Genomic DNA, 19,155 nt, shown 5'->3' on the forward strand with positions numbered 1-19,155 from the left:
TTATTATTCAGTCGGGCTACGGATGGCCCAAAACTCCATATCAAGTCCCGGGAACTCGCCTGCGAGATGCAGGGCGAAAGCGCCGGACTTATCCATCTCGTGCCACAGCTCGCTCCCCTTCTCCAGCTCGAAGTAGCTGTAGCCTGCATGCCAGGGGATCTGCGGCGGTGCGACCGGCATGGCGCGCAGCATAATGCCAGGCAGTTGCAGCTGAACCAGATCGCGAATTTTCGAGACCGGTGCCACTTTCATCTGGGCAGGGAAATGGGTTTGCAGGTGTTCGCCCGGCACGTTGGCTTTGACCGCCAGCACGAAGCCGAACTCACGCACCATGCTGGTTTCCGGCACGGTCGCGATGTTCAGACCGTGGGAACGCTCGTTAAGCGGCAGCTGAATGGCATGGTCTTCCATCACCAGAGACAGCCCCTGACGCAGCAGCATCATCAGTTTGCTGAAGCAACCCGCGAGGTCGTCGTGATCGTAAATTGGCAGCACGCTTTCAGCGGTACGCTGAGACGCCCAGGTGGCGAGCTCGGTCGCAAACGGCAGCCAGCTGCGCCAGAGCGTTTCTGGATGCAGCAGCGGAAGCGTTTTTAAATGCGAAACCTCGCCCAGATGGCGGTTCACCAGTGAGAGCAGCGTAAATTCAATCAGTTCCGAGGTATTAAAGCGGCCAGGCTGGCGCAGACGACCGCCAATTTGCTGGCTGCGCTGCACCAGTAAGCCGTGCAGATCGTTAATCATGCTGTAGATCTGCGGGCTGTTATTGGCATTCAGCATCGGCGGAATGTAGCTGCTATCGAGACGCACGTGGTTATCGTTGCGTTTCTCGGTCACAAACGCCACACCGATAGCGGTCCACTCTGCCGTTACATCTTTTTCCAGCATCAGGGTCAGACGCAGGCGGCCAAACTGTACGGTGGCATCGCCTACCGACATGGCGTTGTCGTCTTCCACCTCTTGCTCAAAGGCGATGAAGCGCGCCAGCGAGGCCGGCTCTTCACTGAAGATCACCTCTTCTCTCTCTCCACGGCGAACCGGCAGTGCGAGCACCACCTTTTCATTGGTGAGATTGTCAGGGATTTTCAGCGGCACCGGACCATTGCGGCCGTTGCGCACCTGGAAAAAGGTTCCGTCAGGCAGCAGTCCACTGCAGTAGCTCAGGGCAATGCATCCCTGGCGCAGCATCGCTTCGTCCAGCTCAACGTCGAGAAAGCCCCAAAGGTATGAACGCTGCAGCGCACCCCATTCACGAACGTGGTTGAGCAGATAGCTTTCAGTCCGCTGAAAATGGTGTGGGCGCAGGAACATGCCTTCGGTCCAGACGACCTTTTCTGCTTTCGTCATGATGATGTAATTCCTGTTATGAAGCGCGTTACTGGCTGATGACCCGGATGCCATTCACGTCGAGAAACACGTTGGCCTGGAGTTCATCCGCTGACCATTTCCAGAACTGGTAGATATGGTTTTCGCCTGGCACAGGCAGAGGGAGTGAAACGCGCCATTTTTTGCCATCCAGCATCTGATATTCCGCCATCACACCAATGTAGCGGGCGTCGGGAGAGCTCTGTCCACTCAGAGTTTTCGAGAGCTGACCCGGCATCAGGAAGAAAACATCGCTGTTCAGCAGATTCGCGCCAAGCGTGGCTGACGCGTTGTTCTGCAGGGAATAGAAGTCGCTGGACATGAAATCCGCATCGGATTTCAGCAACAGCACTCTGACTTTTAGCGGCGCAGATTCATTGATTTGTGGATGAGCCTGAAACTGCAGATTGTAGCGGGAAGGGTCGCTGTGTGAAGACGACGTACAACCACTGACAAGGGCGAAAATCGCCGCGTAAAAGACGGACCACAACCAATGAAAATTTTTATTATTCATAAAAATACGCTCAGGGACGCGGTTTAGTTCAGGATCCAGGTACCGTTAGCGCTGTCTTTGCAGGCTTTGCTGTTACCGTCCACATCAACACAGGTTGCCTTCTTACGCACTTTCGCACGCTGGGCCTGCTTACGGACGGTCGCTTCGTACTGATCGGCTTTGATCACTGCACGCATCGGGACGTAGCCAATCAGTTGATCATTTCCCTCATCGGCAAGCGCCATCCAGTAGTGCTCAACCTGACCCAGGACCACATACGTTTTACCGGTTTCCAGGGTACGGATAACCTTTCCGCCGAAGTCAGGACGGCTCATCAGCGAGGCCGGATACATGGCACGATACGGCTCATTGAGCTGAGTAAACTCTGCTGGAGGTAAAACAGCATGACGGTGGGTTAACGTGACGCCATTGACCTGGCTGGTCACGATCGTGTCGTCGTTGATCACAGGTTTCTGCGGCGCTTTACAGCCCGCCACCGCCATTACAAACAGAAGTGAAAACAGTACGCGCATTTTCATATGCTTTTCCGTAGCGATATTTCGATGATGGAGATAAAGGGGATGAAGTTTGACTTAGGTGCTATTGTTAAAATAGTCAGTATATTTTCGGGGCGTTACTATTTAAGGGCATAGCTACCGCACGAGCCCTTCAGAATAAGGCCCAGCGTCTTCCTGACATATTTTGACAAACGGTAAGCAAGTTTACATGAGCTTGCCACCAATTCAATATTTACCGCTTCATAACTGATGGTTAATGAAGCACTCGAGACATTATAGGATTAATCTGAGAAAAAAATACGATTTAGCTAAAATCGTCTATTCCCCTCAAGCCAAAATCACATATCCATATGATTTAAAATGAAATTCCACAAAAGAGAATCACTTTCATTAACGCAATAACCCTATTACTGCTACTACCATAATTAGTAGAATCTGGCTTTATGCGGGGCGAAGAAAATATATCCAATATGAATTATTTGTTGCATTATCGAGGTAACTTTCAATTTCAGCCAGACCTGTCTCAATATATGAAATTGTTTCAGGGAAACTGAGAAAAGTTAATTTTACACCTCAAAATAAGTTTGTCTTTTAATCTCCCTTTCGGATTTAATCTGGTAATTTTCCGATATTAACAATTAAGCACAGCTACATATTCCTGGTTAAAGCGACGATTAATTTGCACCAATTCCTCCTGCCTGCAGGGGTCTTCGTCGCCCTGCCCTTCAGCCACCTTCATCTGAAATTTAACGCTGACTTCATCATCGCTTCGCTTTCGCCATAGCGCAGAGTGAACAGGTGATAGATAAGATTTATTATAAAAATGATAAAATTTCGTTATAATTTCTTTAAATGTTTACGCCGATTAGCTTGTAAGCCACTGTAAAATATAGCCATTCAATTCAATGCATTTAACTTTGCTTTGGCCTCTGGTAACAGACGCCATCATTGTTTTCGCTTATTGGCAAACCCGGTGGTTTATGGGCGCAGGTGATGTCATGACCGCACAAGTCAGGAGTTGGTATGAATAAGAAAAGACGTTCAGTTCCCGGTATCAGGCACTATGACGGCCCAGCCGGTGGCTGGGGGGCGTTAAAGGCGACGGCCATTGCGGTACGTACCCAAATGGATACGCTGGATGCCCCCGCAACTCTGCTGCGCACAAACCAGCCTGACGGTTTTGACTGCCCTGGCTGTGCGTGGCCCGATAAAGAACACAAATCCACGTTCCAGTTCTGTGAGAACGGGGCGAAAGCCGTCACCTGGGAAGCCACCAATAAACGCGTCACTACGGATTTTCTCGCCAAAAACAGCGTGTCCTCGCTGCTGGCTAAATCTGACTTTGAGCTGGAAGGTTACGGTCGTCTGACCCATCCCCTGCGCTATGACCGGGCAAGTGATACCTTCCAGCCAGTGGAATGGGACGACGCTTTCCAGCGTATCGGTGAGGTGCTGCGCGGGCTTGAGCCTGACCAGGTCGAATTTTATACCTCCGGCAGAGCCTCGAACGAAGCAGCGTATCTGTTCCAGCTGTTCGCCCGCGAGTACGGTACCAATAACTTCCCCGACTGCTCGAATATGTGCCATGAAGCCACCAGCGTCGGTTTACCCCGTTCCATTGGTATCGGGAAAGGGACCGTCTCACTTGATGACTTCGATAAAACGGAGCTGGTTATCTCCATTGGTCATAACCCTGGTACCAACCATCCGCGGATGATGGGCACGCTGCATGAGCTGGCTCGCCGCAACGTACCGATTATCGTCTTTAATCCCCTGCGCGAGCGCGCGCTGGAACGTTTCGCGGATCCGCAAAGCGTTATTGAGATGGCAACCTACAGCTCTACCGATATCGCCTCCACCTATTTCCAGGTGAAAGCCGGAGGCGATGCCGCTGCGTTAAAAGGGATCGCAAAACACCTGCTCGAGATGGAGAACGAACGCGGAAACGTGCTCGATCGCGCCTTTATTGCTGAACACACCCTGGGCGTTGAGGCGTTTGCTGCAGACATTGCGCAAACCGACTGGGAGGCCATTGAGCGTGAATCCGGGTTGAGCCGGGCAGCACTCAAATCCGTGGCCGAGGCCTACGCAAAATCGAATGCCACCATCATCACCTACGGGATGGGCATCACTCAGCATAATAAAGGCACCGCGAATGTCCGCCTGATCGCTGATCTGTTGCTGCTGCGCGGTAACATTGGGAAACCCGGCGCGGGGATATGCCCACTGCGCGGCCACTCGAACGTTCAGGGTAACCGCACCGTGGGTATAAGCGAGAAACCGACACCGGCATTTCTCAACCGCCTGAAGGAGGTATTCGGTTTTGAGCCCCCTGCTCACCACGGCCATGATGCGGTGCAGGCAACGCAGGCCATGATCGACGGACGTGCAAAAGCGCTGATCTGTCTGGGGGGAAATTTTGCGGTAGCGATGCCCGATCACGAGAACGGTTTTCCGGCAATGAATACGCTGGATTTGAGCGTGCACATCGGTACCAAGCTCAACCGCACCCATTTGCTGGTGGGGAAAGAGACCTTTATTTTGCCGTGCCTCGGTCGTACCGAGCTGGATGTCCAGGCCACCGGACGCCAGTCCATTACCGTGGAGGACTCCATGTCGATGGTGCATGCCTCTTCCGGCAAGCTGAAACCTGCCTCTCCGCGCCTGCGCGCTGAACCGGCCATTATCGCCGGAATGGCGCAAGCCACCCTGCGGGAGACCCGCGTGGACTGGATGACGCTGGTTGAGGATTATGACCGTATCCGCCACCTGATTGAGCAGACCATTCCGGGCTTCGAGAATTACAATGAACGGATCCGCATTCCTGGTGGTTTTCGCATGCCGCTGCCGCCCACAGAACGTATCTGGCCAACGGCGACGGGCAAAGCGATGTTTTCGGTTTTCGACGGCGTCAATGAGAACGCCAGTGGTGAAGGCGATAATGTGCTGCGCCTGATCACGCTGCGCAGCCACGACCAGTACAACACCACCATTTACGCCCTTGATGACCGCTACCGCGGCGTCTTTGGCCGTCGCGATGTGCTGTTTATGAATGAAGACGATATGGCGCAGTCAGGCCTGGAGCATGGCGATCGCGTGGATATCGAAACCGCCCTGCCGGGGAGCGTTCAGCGTCTGGAAGACATTACCGTTGTGGCCTACAGCATTGCGCCGGGTTCCGTCGGAGCTTACTACCCGGAGGCCAACGTACTGGTTCCGCTTGATTATCTGGATAAGGACAGCGGTACGCCGTCTTATAAATCGGTTCCGGTCCGCCTCATCCTGCGTTCGAAAGAGATCCGCGTGCTGTAAGGCTTTCCGCGCAGAGAAATACGATGGATATAAAACAGTTAAAGTACTTAATCGCACTCGATCAGACCCGGCATTTTGGTAAAGCAGCCTCACAGTGCAACATCACCCAGCCGACCCTCTCCATGCGTATTCGCAGCCTGGAAGAGGAGCTGGGGCTGGTGCTGATTACTCGCGGGCAACGTTTTGAAGGCTTTACGCCCGAAGGCGAACGCATTCTGGCATGGGCGCGCGCGGTACTGGCCGCTCACGACGGCCTGCAGGCCGAAGCCTCGCTGTGCAAAGGGCAAGTGGTGGGTGAATTGCGTCTGGGAATGGTGCCACTGGCCAGCGTGGATCCGATGATCTTTATCCGCCAGCTGACGCAAAAATACCCGGAGCTGACCTACAGCCTCTACTCAATGTCCTCGCAACAAATTGCCGACGGCGTCAGCCGGAATCAGCTTGAACTGGGGATTTGCTACCTGAACAGTATCGACACCCGTCCGTTTGACATTATCCAGCTGCCAAAAACCGAAATGGGATTGCTGCACGATATCCGCCACTTCCAGCTGGATCAGGAGACGCTGACCTGGCAGGAACTGATGGCATTTCCGCTGGGGTTTCTGACCAAGGGGATGCATTATCGCGAGCATATGGAGGTGAGCTTTAAATCTGCCGGCATTAATCCCGAGTCTGTCTTTGAAAGCGATTCCACGTTCCAGATCATTCAGGCGGTACAAAGCGGCGTGTGCTGTGCCGTGATGCCGCTGAACAACGGGCTGGAGAACCTGAACAGCCACTTCCGGATAACCCCCATAACCGACTCGAACATCGAAGCCCCGATCGGCCTGATCATGCGGCGACAGGCCCCCGTCTCCTCACTGGCACTGCGCTGTTTCACCGACGCGCAGGCGCTTTATCTTGCAGAGAACAACGGCATTGAGTGAGGTGATAACGCGTCAGTCGAGCAACACCGAATAAGACTGACGCGTCACCACACTGAACCCGCAGATCAGCACCGCCTTGCAAACGTCCCGGTATTGCGGGGCATTCACCAGCGTGTTCAGCGCATCACGGAGAGCGTTAAGCGTTTCAGGGGATGTGTTGTGCGCGGTAATCAGCGGTAACCCGGGTGTCAGGGGAGTACTGTCGATCGCCACCAGCCCGTCGAGCAACGCCGGTTCATGACGCTGCAGTAGCGCGTACGTCACGCAGTCGATAGCGGCGATATCGCCCTTACCCTCTTTTAGATCAATTAGCGACTGGCGATGGCTGCCGCTAAAGGTCGTCCGGGCAAAATAATGGCCATCGGGTGCAAGTGGCGCCACTTTTTTTCGCAGCGCGTGATAACCGGACTGCGAATCCGCAGAATTGCATACCGCCCATCGGCCGCGAAAATCAGCCAGTGTCCGGGAGCGCTTCTGGGCGCGCGTCACCAGAAGGCTACGGTAATAAAACGCTTCGCAGCCTGGCGCCTGGTAGTGAAAACAGCCCACGACCTGTACGTCCGGCAATTGCGTCATCAGCGGGTAGCCGCAGGTCTGGCTGAGGACAAGCCCGGGCTGCTGCCAGTGGGCCAGCAGAGAATCATCGGGTACGCCTTCGCTCACCGGCACGCCGCGTTCGGCAAGCAGGTGCTGTACCGCTCGCCAGAGGGCATCCGTGTCGGCGCGATTGATGGCATACATCGGAAACGCCAGCGGGTTACTCATGACTTCCCTCGTGTTGACGCCCTGGGTGAGCGGTGACGTTGACCGCCCGCCCCCAAAACTGTCGCATCCATTCACTATAACCCCTGACCACAAAACCATGGTTACGCTTCTGGTACGCCGCCCGGTTTTGCAGATAGACGCTTTTTAGCCCATACCATGGAACACCCGGTAAATCGTGATGGACTGAATGGTAGTTAAGATTTAAAAACAGCACCCGCCAGAACAGCCCTGCTTCGTTGATGACAGAACGCGCCAGCGGATCATCCGCCGCGCGATGTTCATAAAAGGAGCGCACTTTAGTCAGCGCCAGCGCCGGATAACTTACCGCCAGCACAAACCAGACGGGCGAGAAACCGTTGTGCATCATCCAGGCAAACAGCGCTGCCAGCAACGACGCGTGGACGAGCCACATTGCCATTGCGCGCAGGTGAAGATGGCGAAACGCCGTCACGGCGCTGGCCAGCGTCTGCAGGATATCCAGCAGCGGTGCCAGCAACAGCCGGCCGCAGAAGGTATTCCGTGCATGGATCACGCGCTTGTGCCAGGGCGAAAAGCGTGCCCAGCTCTCCTCGGTAAAATAGTACGACTCCGGGTCATCCACCGGGATCGTCAGGCTATCGTGGCGATGATGGGCAAGATGAGAGTCCCGGTACAGACCATACGGATACCACACCGCCAGCGGAAGCGTGCCAAACAGCGCGTTAAGCCAGGCAAAGCGCGTGGGATGGCCGTGGATCAGTTCATGCTGGAGTGACATATACCAGGTGGTAAATCCGATGAGCAGCAGCGTAGCGGGCAGCAATCCCAGCGTTTTCCAGTACGCCAGCGTGGCAAACCAGCCACTGTAAAGGGTGATGATGACGATCCACGTGGGCAGTTCGCTTCGCCACAAAAACCCCGAGGCGAGGTGGTGAATTTGATCGCGTTGTTGCGGATGTAAATAGAGGGAGCTTCGTTTACCCATGCCTTCAGACGCCGTTTCGCCAGAGAGAATGCCCTGACGATCGGGGAAAACGTCTGAAATAACAAAGAACTTATATCGCTTTGCTTTGCCAGAAACGCGGGCAGCGCGAGATATCCCTCTCGTTCGCAGCTTGACTTATTTTGCAATAAAGGTACTTTTCAGGACATGAAGAAGATTCTGATTATCGTCCCTGACGGCGGCATGCTGTTTGAAGCCGCCGGTATCGCAGACATTCTGATGCAGGCGAACCGGCTGCATCCGGAAGGCCTAGCCCATCCCTGTTACCGCATTATCATCGCCACCACCCAGTCTCACCAGGTGATCCACGGCCAGTCCGGCCTGAATCTGCTGGCGGATTATCGCCTGCCGGAGCTGGATCCGCGTGAACCGCTTGATACGATTATTATCACCGGCCGCGGAATGAACGAGCAGGAGAGCACGGCGGTGGTGGACTGGCTGCACCTGGCTGCGCCACACGCGCGGCGGATAGCCTCCATTTGCGGCGGCGCGATGCTGCTGGCCCAGACCGGCCTGCTTGATGGACGCCGGGCAACCACCCACTGGCGGCTGCTGGAGACCCTGCAAACCCAGTACCCGGCCATCCATGTGGAAGGTGGCCCGCTGTATATTCAGGACGGTCCCATCTGGACCTCCGGTGGGGTTAGCTCCGGGTTTGATTTGACCCTGGCGCTGGTGGAAGACGATTACGGTTTTACTCTCGCTCGCGAGGTGGCGCAGGATATGGTGATGTATCTGCGCCGCCCCGGCGGGCAGCTGCAGTTCAGTCGCTATAATCTTCAGCAGCCCGGCACCTCCGGCCCGATAAGCGACCTGCAAACCTGGATCCTGGAGAACCTGACCGCTGACCTGTGCGTGGAAAATCTGGCGCAAAAAGCGGCGATGAGCCCACGCAATTTCACCCGCGTGTTCACCCGTGAAACAGGCGCCTCTCCGGCGCGTTATGTCACCGAAGCACGCCTTGCCGCCGCCCGGCAACTGCTTGAACAGACCAGCGACCCTCTCGAACGCATTGCTGAGCAGAGCGGGTTTGGCAGCAGCATCAATTTGCGTCGCGTCTTTGAGAAACAACTCCACCTCACGCCTGGCGAGTATCGTCAGCGCTTCCACTGTCGCAAAATGGCATAATGTGATCCTTTTTTGTCGTTTACGCCATCCGGCCTGACGCCTACAGTGACTCCAGACAACAGAGATAAGGAGTGCACTATGGTTAAGGTCGGCATTAACGGTTTCGGCCGTATCGGACGTAATTTCCTGCGCGCGGCGCTGGGTAACCCGGATGTGCAGATTGTGGCAATTAACGATCTGACGGACAGCAAAACCCTCGCCCATCTGCTCAAACATGATTCCCTTCTCGGCACGCTGCCGGCTCCCGTTGAAGCCGCGGACGGTGCGCTGCAGGTCGATGGCCAGCGGATCGTCGTCTTTAGCGAACGCGATCCGGCGAATATCGCGTGGCGTGATGCCGGCGTTGACGTGGTTATAGAAGCCACAGGCTTCTTTACGGAACGGGAAAAAGCAGCCGTGCATATCACGCACGGTGGGGCTAAGCGCGTCATCATCTCTGCCCCCGGCAAAAACGATGACCTGACGGTGGTCATGGGCGTCAACCATGAACAGTACGATCCGGCTCAGCATTACGTAGTGAGTAACGGCAGTTGTACGACCAATGGCCTGGCCCCCGCCGCTCAGGTTTTGCATCAGCAGTTCGGTATTGAGCATGGCCTGATGAACACCACGCACGCTTATACCAACAGTCAGGCACTGCACGATCAGCCAGAGAAGGATCTGCGCGGTGCACGTGCGGCAGCGCTGTCGATTGTGCCTTACTCCAGCGGTGCGGCGAAAGCGCTGGGGAAAGTGATCCCCTCACTTGACGGTAAACTGACCGGGTATTCCCTGCGCGTGCCGGTTCCGGTGGTGTCGATTGTGGATTTGACGGTAACCCTGAGCCGTGACGTTACCGCCGAGGAGGTGAATGACGCCTTCCGGAAAGCCGCTGCCAGTGGCCCCCTGAAAGGCATTCTGGGTTACAGCGATGAACCGCTGGTTTCCAGTGATTATCAGGGCGACCCGCGCTCGTCAATTATCGACGGGCTCTCCACCCTCGTGATTGGCGGCAAAATGGTGAAGATCCTGGCGTGGTATGACAACGAATGGGGATTCTCAAACCGTCTGGTGGATCTGGCGGTGCTGATGGATAAGAAAGGGTTGTAACCTTCCCCCTGCACCCACTCTGAGTGGGTGTCGCTGCCCGGTAGCCTTTCGCTGACCGGGCACGCGTTCGTCACTCTGCTTTGACTTTCACGCCCATAAACACAATTACCATGGCCGTCACCAGCAGGAAACCGCTGCCCGCGAAGACGCCGCTGGCACCGTTGAGGTCGAATACCGCCCCGCCCACTGCCGCACCGGCGCTTATCGCCAGCTGGATAGAGGCCACCAGCAGACCACCCGCACTTTCGGCTTCATCCGGCACGGTGGTGGCAAGCCACGTTGACCAGCCCACCGGTACCAGACCAAACGCAAATCCCCACAGCGCGACCAGTAACCCGTCCAGCATCGCCAGATGACCAAACGCCACCATGGTGAGAGCAAGCACGCCCATCGCGAACGGTACCAGTGCCAGCGTCAGGCGCAGATTACGCGCCAGCAGATGCCCGGCGACGGAGGTGCCGATGAAGTTGGCAATCCCAAAGCCCAGCAGGATCAGCGAGATGCTCTCCACGCTCGCCTGCCCCACCGTTTCAAGGAACGGACGCAGGTAGGTAAAGAAGGCAAAGTGGCCGCTGAAGATAAGAATGGTCGCCAGCATGCCGCCAATCATCCCCGGACGACGCAGCACGCGGAACAGCGTACTCAGGCTGCCGCTGCTTTCTGGCTTCATGGACGGCAGTACCCAGAGCTGCCACAGCAGCGCCAGCATGCTCGGCAGAATGCAGAGAATAAAGACGTTACGCCAGCCAATCAGGCTACCCAGATAGCTTCCCAACGGCGCCGCTACCACCGTCGCAATCGAGACGCTGGAGAAGATCACCGCCAGCGCTTTCGGCACTTTATCGGCGGGCACCAGGCGCATCGCCGTGGCGGTCGACATCGCCCAGAATCCCCCGATCGCCACACCCAACAACAGCCGGCCCATCAGCAGGACGTGCAGCGTGGGCGCAAAAGCCACCAGCAGGCTGGAGATGATCTGCAGCACCGAGAAGAACATCAATACCCAGCGACGGTCGATATTTTTGGTGGCCGGCGTGATGAGCAACCCGGTGACCAGCGCCACCAGCGCAGTGGCCGTCACCGCTTGTCCGGCCATCCCCTCGGACACCCCCAGGCTCGCGGCCATCGGCGTCAGCAAACTGGCGGGCAGGAATTCTGCTGTGATCAGGCCGAATACGCCGAGCCCCAGTGAGTAGACGGCTCGCCAGGCGGGTTTTGCAGGCGTGACCGCCTCTCTCGCCACGACACATGAATTCATCTGTTGTTCTCCCGTTATAAAAATGTGACAACTGTCGCAAAAGCATAGTGGGTTCACCCTGGACGATCTATGACATATAATCTCCTCTTATTGATTATTCGTCCGGAGTTGCGTCATGACCACTCAGTCACCCGATTTGATCAGCGAACTTTTGCGCGGCATGCGCCTGTCGGGCGTGAAATACCGTCGAATTGAGGCCAGCGCGCCGTTTGGCGTGGCGTTTCACCAGGCGCCCGGCAAAGCCCAGTTCCATTTTGTCAGCCACGGCAGCGCCCTTTTGCGTATGGAGAGTGGCGCCACCTTCACGCTGAATGGCGGTGACGCCCTTTTTATCCCGAACGGCAACGCCCATGCCCTGCTCTCTGACGAGCACGCCAGCATTACCCCGGTCAGTGCATTCCCCAGCGAGCCTATCTGCGGTTCGGTCTGCGCGATCACCTGTGAGCCGTGTCCGGAAAGCGAGAACACCATCATTTTCAGTGGATGCATGGATTTTGAACTGGGCGGGATGCAGCCGCTGATCAAGGCGATGCCGGAAGTGATGATGGTGAGCCGGCTGATGTCCACATGGCCGGAAATTCATCCGCTGCTGGCAGCGATGGAGCGGGAATCAATGACCCGCCAGGCCGGGTTCGCCGGGATCCTCGCGCGACTTGCCGACGTGGTGGCCGCGTTGATCGTGCGTGGCTGGGTTGAAGGAGGCTGCGGCAAAGCTACCGGCTGGGTGCAGGTATTGCGCGACCCGCGTTTGAGCCGGGCCATTTACGCCATGCATCAGCAGCCAGGCCTGAACTGGAGCGTGGCGGATCTGGCGAAAGAAGCGGGCACTTCCCGCTCCGTGTTTGCTGAACGTTTTCTGGCGGCCACGGGAACCACACCGGCAAAATATCTCAGCGAACTGAGGATGCGGCTGGCCATTCAGTACATCCGCCACGAAAACCAGCCTATTGAAACCGTCGCGTTGCGCCTGGGGTACGGTTCACTGGCCGCGTTCAGTCGGGCATTTAAGCGCATTATTGGGCATGCGCCGGGCACATTGCGCGAGACCAGCCAGACCCCGGAAGAGGTCTGAGCCAGGCGTTAGCGATACGTATTTTTTGCCAGTCGCCTTTCGCGATTTAATTATGGGGCGTGCTAAGGGAGCACCTGGCGCTATTACGGAATAAAAGAGCATTCCGCGCATATTATTATCGCGCCATGATTTGCGCCCATTGATTAAATTAAAAGCAATATAATTATTTATCATAAAAAAGAATTACCTTTCATCGAGATAGCAAATTCTCCCAATCCCTTACGGCGCATAACCAGACGGTAAATTGTCTGGTTATGCGCAAAATGGGATATTCGACACGCGAAGCGGCCAATATTCGTCTAAGGTTTTCAGGTGATTGATAACAGCGGCAACGCTGCTCAGCGAATACAGGAGATGAACCGATGATAAGACCTCGTACACTACGCCCTGCTCTTTTGCACCTGGCTTTGGGCGGCGCGTTACTCGGTGTGACAACATGGGGTTATGCGGAAGAACACCTCACCACCCAGACAAGCTCCCCCGATATTTTACTTGGTCCTCTCTTTAATGATGTGCAAAGTGCCAAACTGTTTCCCGATCAAAAGACCTTTGCTGACGCCGTGCCGAAAAGCGATCCGCTGATGATTCTGGCGGATTATCGGATGCAGCGCACCCAGTCTGGCTTCGATCTGAAGCACTTTGTGGAAATGAACTTTACGCTGCCAGCGGAGGGTGAAAAATACGTCCCGCCTGCCGGGCAAACTTTACGTGCACACATTGATGACCTCTGGCCCGTACTGACCCGCACCACCGATAAAGCGAGTAATAAGTGGGATTCCCTTCTGCCGCTGCCTAAACCCTATGTCGTGCCTGGTGGACGTTTTCGCGAGGTCTACTACTGGGACAGTTATTTCACCATGTTAGGGCTGGCTGAGAGTGGCCACTGGGACAAAATCAGCGATATGGTGGACAACTTCGCTTACGAGCTGGACAGCTGGGGACATATCCCGAACGGCAACCGCAGCTACTACCTGAGCCGCTCCCAGCCTCCGTTCTTCGCGCTGATGGTCGAGTTACTGGCGACCCATGACAGCGATGCGCTGAAGAAATACCGTCCGCAAATGGAGAAAGAGTACGCCTACTGGATGGAGGGGGCCGACACGCTGCAGGCCGGACAAGCCAACAAACGTGTGGTGAAGCTGGACGATGGCTCAGTGCTCAACCGCTACTGGGATGACCGCGATACGCCGCGTCCTGAATCCTGGCTCGACGATATGACCACCGCTAAAAGCAATCCTAACCGACCGGCCACGGAGATCTACCGCGATTTACGCTCAGCGGCCGCCTCGGGCTGGGACTTTAGCTCCCGCTGGATGGACGATCCGCAAAAACTGGGCACGATCCGCACCACCAGCATTGTGCCTGTCGATCTTAACGCCCTGATGTTTAAGATGGAAAAATTGCTGGCCAGGGCAAGCCAGGCATCCGGCGATACCTCCGCTGCCAGCAAGTATGACGCGCTGGCGACCGCGCGTCAGAAAGCGATCGAGAGCCATCTGTGGAATGATAAAGAGGGCTGGTACGCGGATTACGATCTTAAGAGTAAAAAGGTGCGTAATCAGCTTACGGCAGCCGCACTTTATCCACTCTATGTGAAGGCGGCTTCGCAGGATCGCGCTGATAAGGTCGCTGCAGCGGCATCGTCACGCCTGCTCAAACCGGGCGGCATTTCCACCACCACCATCAACAGCGGCCAGCAATGGGATGCACCTAACGGCTGGGCACCGCTGCAGTGGGTGGCGACGGAAGGGTTGCAGAATTACGGGCAGGATAAGGTGGCAATGGATGTGACCTGGCGCTTCCTGAAAAATGTTCAGCATACCTATGACCGCGAACAGAAGCTGGTAGAGAAGTACGACGTTTCGAGTACCGGTACAGGGGGCGGCGGCGGCGAATATCCGCTGCAGGATGGCTTCGGCTGGAGCAACGGCGTGACGCTGAAAATGCTGGATCTGGTGTGTCCGAAAGAGAAACCGTGCGACAGCGTGCCGGAGAATCAGCCGGCGGCAAACGATGCTGTCGCACCAGCGAAAAGTACGGCGCAATAAAGCGGCCGCATTCCCTCACCCTCTCCCACCGGGAAAGGGTGAATGGGCCGTCTTACGGGGTTTAACAGGGCGTCAGAAGCTGTAGCTCGCGCCTAACTGATAGGTTCGGTCACGTCCAATCCAGCAGTTGGTCGCATCGTAACAGGTCAACGTCTCTTTATTGGTGATGTTCTGCGCGCTCGCTTTCAGGGTCAGCCCTTCAAGCGAAGGTAGAATTTCGCCCATCCGATAGGATGCCGCCAGATCGTACTGCGTGGTGCCACCAAGTTTACCCGCGTCGTTCGCCGGTGAAATCTCCATCGGCCCGGTGTAGCGCGCCCCGGCCCCCAGCATCAATCCTTTCAGTGGCGTATTCTCAAAGGTGTAATCCCCCCACAGGTTGAATGCATTTTCCGGCACCTGCGTAGGGCGTTTGCCCTGATACTTATCGTCCTGCGTATTGATGGCGTGAGTGTATGCGTAGTTGGCAATCAGGTTCAGATTGTCTGTCGGACGGCCAATCACAGACAACTCCGCCCCTTTAGACTCCACTTCGCCGGTCTGACGATAGTTCAGGAAGCCGGGATCGGAGGTAACGACATTCTTCTGGCGAATAGTAAACACTGAGGCGGTAAAGGTGGTGGCGTACTCTGCCAGCAGATATTTCACCCCGCCCTCCACCTGCTTGCTGGTGGTCGGCTTGACCTCTTTCGCCGTCAGGGTTCCCTGCGGCGAGATCGGGGCAAACCCTTCTGAATAGCTGACAAACGGAGAGAGACCGTTGTCGAAGGCGTAGAGCGCGCCCAGTCGTTTGGTAACACGATCCTGCGATACCCACGCCTTGTCGCCGTTATGCAGATAATCGGTGGTGACGGAGCGATAATCATCATAGCGCAGGCTGCCCAACAGATTTAAGCCGCCAAACTCCACCTGATCCTGCAGGTAATACCCATTCTGCTGATAGCTCAGACGGTTTTTCTGCGCGGTATACAGCCCCAGCGCATCCTCATGGACCTGTGAATAGTCCGGATTGCGCATATCAATCCCCGGTGTTGTCGAGGCATAGCGGTAGTGGAAGTGGGAATTCAACTTCTGGTAGTCAAACCCGGCCAGCAGATGGTGTTTCCACTCACCCAGCGCAACGGTTTTGGTCACCTGATTATCAATGTTGAAGCTCCGGAGATCTTCATCCGTGGTGTAGGCAAAGCGGTTAAGCTGATTGACTTCACTGCCCGGCCCGGTTGCATAAATACTGCGCTGGTGGGTATCGATGTCAAAATAGCGCGCCTTCTGGTTAAAGCCCCAGCCGCTGTCAAACTCATGTTCAAAGCTGTAACCCAGCATCCACTGGCGCTGTTTAAACCCGCTCCATTCGTCGCCGGCATAATCCCGCTTGCCCGCATATTTCGAACGCAGCCAGGCGAGCGGCAGCGGGTTAGACGGCGTCAGGCTTGGGGAGTTTTGCGCCAGCGCATCAAGGGTGAGACGCGTTTTGTTGTCCGGTTGCCAGGTGACAGACGGCGCAACCAGGTAGTTTTCATACCGGGAGGTGTGCGGCTGATCGTCACTTTCCGTCGCTTTCCCCAGCAGACGGTAGTTCCAGTCGCTATCGGCAATTTGCCCGGTCGAATCCAGATACCCCTCTTTCAGGTTACGGTTGCCGGTGTTAAAACCCAGTTCGGTCCGGGCGGCTTGTTGCGGTTTTTTACTCTGAATATTCACCAGCCCACCCGGCGAGGCACCGCCGTACAGTACCGATGAGGGACCTTTGAGGATATCAACGCTCTCAACCAACAACGGATCGATACGGGCTTTGGTATTGCCGGTGACGTTATAGGGTAACTGCAGCCCGTTGTAGAACTCCTGATCGACGGTAAATCCGCGAATTTTATATTCGCTCATGTAGGAGGTGTTTCCGCGCACCTCGGTCGACACACCCGGTGCATAGCGCAGGATCTCATTCACGGAGTTCGCGTGACGCTTATCGATTTCCTGTGCCGACAGGGTATTGATCACCTGCGGGGTTTTACTCTCGGCAACGGCTGATTTGGTTGCGCTGTTCGTCCAGTCGGGCAGTACGCTGCCCTGCTCTGAGCCCGTAACTACGATGGTTGATTCTTCGGCAAACGCCTGTACCTGCAATGCCAGCGTCACGGCTCCTGCCAACGCGCATAACGTGAAACGAGAGGGGTTCATAAAGTCGTCTTGTGATTAAATGTAATCAGGAACGACAATTATTATCATTTCGATTAGCAAATCAATATGCACGTAAAAAAACGGCCCTCCTTGAGAGCCGTTTTAGTGAAGTTATGCCCGTCGCAGTAACCTGAAAATGCCCAGCACCACAATGGCACCCACGACAGCCACCAGGAAACTGTGCAGGTCAAAACCGCTGATGCTGCCACCAAAGCCAAACATCGTCGCCAGCCAGCCGCCTACAACCGCCCCCACGACACCGAGCACACACGTCAGTATGAAGCCGCCGCCATCATTTCCCGGCATGATAAGTTTAGCGATAGCGCCAGCAATTAGACCAAAGATAATCCAGGCGATAATACCCATAGCGATGCCCTCTTGCAGGTTTAATGCATGCGCAGAAAACCTTCTGCGCAGGTAACTTAAGTATAGGTCATCCCTGGAAAACTAATTTCATCTCACCGACTTATCTTCTCTGCAATCTGAAAAAAAACTCATCGGTTTGTATTAAGTTTCATTGTGCAGTGCCGATAACGCAAAGACAGTCTGTCATCTATCAAGGAGCCATCCGGCGTGAGTAATTACAGTGAGCAGTTCCTCAAGCAAAATCCGCTGGCTGTATTAGGGGTATTGCGTGACCTGCAAAAAGGTGAAGTGCCGCTGCGCATCAGCTGGTCAAACAATCAGTTCATCAGCAAGATCCTCGACGTCTCGCAGGAGCGACTGGTTATCGATCTGGGCAGTCAGGAGTATGAAAACCGCGCCGCACTGAAAGCAGAGAAACTCGCGGTGATGGCAGAGACCCACGGTGCAAAAGTGGAATTTGTGCTCCCGCGCCTTGAGATGAGCGAATACCAGGGTCTTCCCGCATTTGTCACACCGCTGCCTGCCAACCTGTGGTTTGTGCAGCGCCGGGAATATTTCCGCATCAGCGCCCCCCTTCACCCTGCCTATTTTTGTAAGGCTAAAATGCCGGACAAAAAAGAGCTCCGCTTCCGCCTCTTCGACCTGTCGCTGGGCGGTATGGGCGCGCTGATGGATACGCCGAAACCTGACGGACTGGTCGAAGGCATGCGATTCTCGCAAATTGAACTGGATATGGCCGGCTGGGGACGGTTTTATTTTGATGCCCAGTTGATTGCCATCAGCGAGCGGAAGGTGGTGGACAGCAAAAACGAAACGATTACCACGCCACGTCTGAGTTTCCGTTTCCTGAACGTCGGACCCGGTTCAGAGCGCGAACTGCAGCGCATTATCTTTGCACTGGAGCGCGAAGCACGGGAACGTGCGAATAAAGTTCTGTGAGGAAAACGGGCAGCGTGACCGCCGCCCGCCTGCGGCATTACATGGCATCCATCGCTTTCTGTACTTTCCAGATATAACGCGGAGCCTGTGGTGCCGGATGATTTTTCGCCACATGTTCAACGAATTCATCTTTGTCCATGCCGTTAATCTCTTCTATCGCCTCTTTACGGTCAGAGGAGAAGGTTCGCAACAGCGCCCCGGCCCCGTTGACGTAAGAGACCACCAGCGCGTATTGCATCACTTCCGGGTCGTCGATGCCCTTCAGTACGCCATGCTCCAGAATGCTGAGATAGGCTGTCCCCATGGAGATATTACGCTCCGGGTTCTTCAGCTCGCTGGTCGACGGCTGACCCCTCCAGCCCATGTAGCGGTAGACCTCTTTACCTGCGGTAGACGCTTTAAGCTGCATCAGCCCCACTGCGTTTGATTTGCTGACAAGCGTGGGATTACCGCCGGATTCAACGGCAATGATCGCGGTGATAAGACGCGGACTGACGCCCCATGCCTTCCCGGCTTGCTCGCTGATCGGCATCCACTGCATGGCCCGTTTCACCGGCACTTCCGGGTTCCAGGGCGGATTTTGATAGTCATGTCTGGAACTACAGCCCGCAAGCAACACAATCAAAAAAGCAAACCATCTCAATTTCACGTCATCTATCCTTATAGCCGGTCATCGCAGTGCGCCGCCCCTTGAAGCGGGCAGCGTATAAGCGGCATGA

Annotated in this window: 16 protein-coding genes; 7 read left to right on the forward strand and 9 right to left on the reverse strand. The window is 55.6% G+C overall.

The features are described 5' to 3' along the window. Positions 1–3 precede the first annotated feature (3 nt). From tssK to AC2FAP_RS08130, 3 genes are read right to left on the reverse strand one after another with little or no spacing between them, the layout of a single operon-like run. The gene (tssK, locus tag AC2FAP_RS08120; protein WP_020883454.1) at positions 4–1,347 is read right to left on the reverse strand and encodes a type VI secretion system baseplate subunit TssK; all 1,344 of its coding nucleotides are present in this window, start codon (positions 1,345–1,347) and stop codon (positions 4–6) included. 28 nt (positions 1,348–1,375) lie between these two features. Continuing rightward, on the reverse strand, positions 1,376–1,879 hold the full coding sequence (gene tssJ / locus AC2FAP_RS08125; RefSeq protein ID WP_014170556.1) for a type VI secretion system lipoprotein TssJ: 504 nt from the start codon (positions 1,877–1,879) through the stop codon (positions 1,376–1,378). A 23-nt stretch (positions 1,880–1,902) separates the two neighbouring features. Further along, positions 1,903–2,397, reverse strand: coding sequence for a hypothetical protein (locus tag AC2FAP_RS08130; protein WP_014170557.1), 495 nt, complete (start codon positions 2,395–2,397; stop codon positions 1,903–1,905). A gap of 1,002 nt (positions 2,398–3,399) precedes the next feature. Between AC2FAP_RS08130 and AC2FAP_RS08135 the strand changes: the two genes are divergently transcribed. Further along, on the forward strand, positions 3,400–5,688 hold the full coding sequence (locus tag AC2FAP_RS08135; RefSeq protein ID WP_485452903.1) for an FdhF/YdeP family oxidoreductase: 2,289 nt from the start codon (positions 3,400–3,402) through the stop codon (positions 5,686–5,688). A gap of 23 nt (positions 5,689–5,711) precedes the next feature. Further along, on the forward strand, positions 5,712–6,614 hold the full coding sequence (locus AC2FAP_RS08140; protein ID WP_020883452.1) for a LysR family transcriptional regulator: 903 nt from the start codon (positions 5,712–5,714) through the stop codon (positions 6,612–6,614). Between the two features lie 12 nt (positions 6,615–6,626). Here the strand turns inward: AC2FAP_RS08140 and AC2FAP_RS08145 are convergent, their stop codons facing one another. Together AC2FAP_RS08145 and AC2FAP_RS08150 are read right to left on the reverse strand one after the other, a co-directional pair. After that, the gene (locus tag AC2FAP_RS08145) at positions 6,627–7,379 is read right to left on the reverse strand and encodes a phosphate/phosphite/phosphonate ABC transporter substrate-binding protein (protein WP_181216015.1); all 753 of its coding nucleotides are present in this window, start codon (positions 7,377–7,379) and stop codon (positions 6,627–6,629) included. Then, on the reverse strand, positions 7,372–8,343 hold the full coding sequence (locus AC2FAP_RS08150) for a fatty acid desaturase (protein ID WP_134178689.1): 972 nt from the start codon (positions 8,341–8,343) through the stop codon (positions 7,372–7,374). Before AC2FAP_RS08150 ends, AC2FAP_RS08145 begins: the two co-directional genes overlap by 8 nt. A 165-nt stretch (positions 8,344–8,508) precedes the next feature. Between AC2FAP_RS08150 and AC2FAP_RS08155 the strand changes: the two genes are divergently transcribed. Next, positions 8,509–9,489: a GlxA family transcriptional regulator gene (locus AC2FAP_RS08155; RefSeq protein ID WP_449541743.1), complete on the forward strand. Its 981-nt coding sequence runs from the start codon at positions 8,509–8,511 to the stop codon at positions 9,487–9,489. A 78-nt stretch (positions 9,490–9,567) separates the two neighbouring features. Continuing rightward, complete coding sequence (gene gap / locus AC2FAP_RS08160) at positions 9,568–10,578, forward strand: type I glyceraldehyde-3-phosphate dehydrogenase (protein WP_040017756.1); 1,011 nt, start codon at positions 9,568–9,570, stop codon at positions 10,576–10,578. Positions 10,579–10,648: 70 nt separating this feature from the next. On the opposite strand, the gene AC2FAP_RS08165 is transcribed toward gap, so the two are convergent. Then, entirely contained in the window at positions 10,649–11,836 is a 1,188-nt protein-coding gene (locus AC2FAP_RS08165) for an MFS transporter (protein ID WP_032678410.1), read from the reverse strand. Between the two features lie 115 nt (positions 11,837–11,951). Here AC2FAP_RS08165 and AC2FAP_RS08170 point away from each other — a divergent pair, with 115 nt between their 5' ends. Both AC2FAP_RS08170 and AC2FAP_RS08175 read left to right on the forward strand, forming a co-directional pair. Further along, the gene (locus AC2FAP_RS08170) at positions 11,952–12,908 is read left to right on the forward strand and encodes an AraC family transcriptional regulator (RefSeq protein ID WP_421513922.1); all 957 of its coding nucleotides are present in this window, start codon (positions 11,952–11,954) and stop codon (positions 12,906–12,908) included. 362 nt (positions 12,909–13,270) lie between these two features. Further along, positions 13,271–14,956, forward strand: a complete 1,686-nt coding sequence (locus tag AC2FAP_RS08175) for an alpha,alpha-trehalase (protein ID WP_228176649.1) — start codon at positions 13,271–13,273, stop codon at positions 14,954–14,956. Positions 14,957–15,028: 72 nt separating this feature from the next. Here the strand turns inward: AC2FAP_RS08175 and AC2FAP_RS08180 are convergent, their stop codons facing one another. Then, on the reverse strand, positions 15,029–17,131 hold the full coding sequence (locus tag AC2FAP_RS08180) for a TonB-dependent siderophore receptor (protein ID WP_449541744.1): 2,103 nt from the start codon (positions 17,129–17,131) through the stop codon (positions 15,029–15,031). Between the two features lie 111 nt (positions 17,132–17,242). Continuing rightward, positions 17,243–17,497, reverse strand: a complete 255-nt coding sequence (locus AC2FAP_RS08185) for a GlsB/YeaQ/YmgE family stress response membrane protein (RefSeq protein WP_010432765.1) — start codon at positions 17,495–17,497, stop codon at positions 17,243–17,245. A gap of 207 nt (positions 17,498–17,704) precedes the next feature. Between AC2FAP_RS08185 and ycgR the strand changes: the two genes are divergently transcribed. After that, a complete protein-coding gene (ycgR, locus tag AC2FAP_RS08190) occupies positions 17,705–18,436 on the forward strand; it encodes a flagellar brake protein YcgR (RefSeq protein WP_020883443.1) in 732 nt (243 codons plus the stop codon). Between the two features lie 37 nt (positions 18,437–18,473). Here the strand turns inward: ycgR and emtA are convergent, their stop codons facing one another. Beyond that, on the reverse strand, positions 18,474–19,085 hold the full coding sequence (gene emtA, locus AC2FAP_RS08195) for a membrane-bound lytic murein transglycosylase EmtA (RefSeq protein ID WP_449541745.1): 612 nt from the start codon (positions 19,083–19,085) through the stop codon (positions 18,474–18,476). Between the last annotated feature and the right edge of the window lie 70 nt (positions 19,086–19,155).

This window comes from Enterobacter cloacae complex sp. 394I7 (assembly GCF_057320345.1).